General features: G+C 58.0%; 2 rRNA genes. Both read right to left on the bottom strand.

What is annotated here, in order from left to right:
* A 23S ribosomal RNA gene (locus ACBJ59_RS62730) occupies window positions 1-774 on the bottom strand; the annotation flags it as partial.
* A gap of 298 nt (window positions 775-1,072) precedes the next feature.
* Window positions 1,073-1,610, bottom strand: a 16S ribosomal RNA gene (locus tag ACBJ59_RS62725); the annotation flags it as partial.

Genomic DNA, 1,610 nt, shown 5'->3' with positions numbered 1-1,610 from the left:
GTCTACAGCATGCGACTCAAACGCCCTATTCAGACTCGCTTTCGCTACGGCTCCCCCACACGGGTTAACCTCGCCACACACCATAACTCGCAGGCTCATTCTTCAAAAGGCACGCAGTCACATCACACAAGGACCGAAATCCTTGTAAGCTCCTACGGCTTGTAGGCACACGGTTTCAGGTACTATTTCACGACCCCTCACCGGGGCACTTTTCACCTTTCCCTCACGGTACTCGTGCACTATCGGTCATCAGGGAGTATTTAGGCTTACCAGGTGGTCCTGGCAGATTCACACAGGATTTCTCGGGCCCCGTGCTACTTGGGATCCCCTCAAGAAGCCTTCAAAGTTTCGCCTACCCGGCTCTCACGGTCTACGGCAGCCCTTCCCAGAGCTTTCAACTACCTCGAAGGTTTATCACTTCTTGGCCGACCGGCAGATCGACCCAGAGGGTCCCACGACCCCGGACATGCAACGCCCGCCGGCTATCACACACGCCCGGTTTAGCCTCATCCGCTTTCGCTCACCACTACTCACGGAATCACTCTTGTTTTCTCTTCCTACGGGTACTGAGATGTTTCACTTCCCCGCGTTACCACCAACCGCCCTATACATTCAGGCGGAGGCAACACCACATGACTGGTGCTAGGTTTCCCCATTCGGACATCCCCGGATCAACGTCTGGTTGGCGACTCCCCGAGGCTTAACGCAGCCTCCCACGTCCTTCATCGGCTCCTGATGCCAAGGCATCCACCGTGTGCCCTAAAAAACTTGGCCACAAAGATGCTCGCGTCCACTATGCAAATCTCAAACAACAAACAGCAACCACATCCGAACCCCGAAACCCGGAGCTCTTCCATGGCCCTGTACCGAGTCAAACGAACTTTCGCCCGTTTCCTCAGGACCCAACAGTGTGTCCAGCCGGCACGCACCCTCGCGACCCCGTTCCCACTCCACTGTCTCCAGCGGCGGTACTAGCGGCCCGACCATGCGGCCCGGCTGAGTAGCCAGTGCTCCACTAGTGAGCTGTCACCCCACCACACGTTCGGTGGTGACGGGTGAGAGTGCTCCTTAGAAAGGAGGTGATCCAGCCGCACCTTCCGGTACGGCTACCTTGTTACGACTTCGTCCCAATCGCCAGCCCCACCTTCGACCGCTCCCCCCAGCAAGCTGGTTGGGCCACGGGCTTCGGGTGTTGCCGACTTTCGTGACGTGACGGGCGGTGTGTACAAGGCCCGGGAACGTATTCACCGCAGCGTTGCTGATCTGCGATTACTAGCGACTCCGACTTCATGGGGTCGAGTTGCAGACCCCAATCCGAACTGAGACCGGCTTTTAGGGATTCGCTCCACCTCACGGTATCGCAACCCTCTGTACCGGCCATTGTAGCATGTTTGCAGCCCAAGACATAAGGGGCATGATGACTTGACGTCATCCCCACCTTCCTCCGAGTTGACCCCGGCAGTCCCCCATGAGTCCCCAACCACCCGAAGGCGTTGCTGGCAACATGGAGCAAGGGTTGCGCTCGTTGCGGGACTTAACCCAACATCTCACGACACGAGCTGACGACAGCCATGCACCACCTGTCACCCAGTCCGAAGAGGCGCACATCT

Source organism: Nonomuraea sp. MTCD27 (assembly GCF_041950495.1).
Lineage (GTDB): Bacteria > Actinomycetota > Actinomycetes > Streptosporangiales > Streptosporangiaceae > Nonomuraea.
The sequence above is the reverse complement of the archived record's forward strand: the minus strand, read 5'-3'. Positions and strand labels throughout refer to the sequence as shown.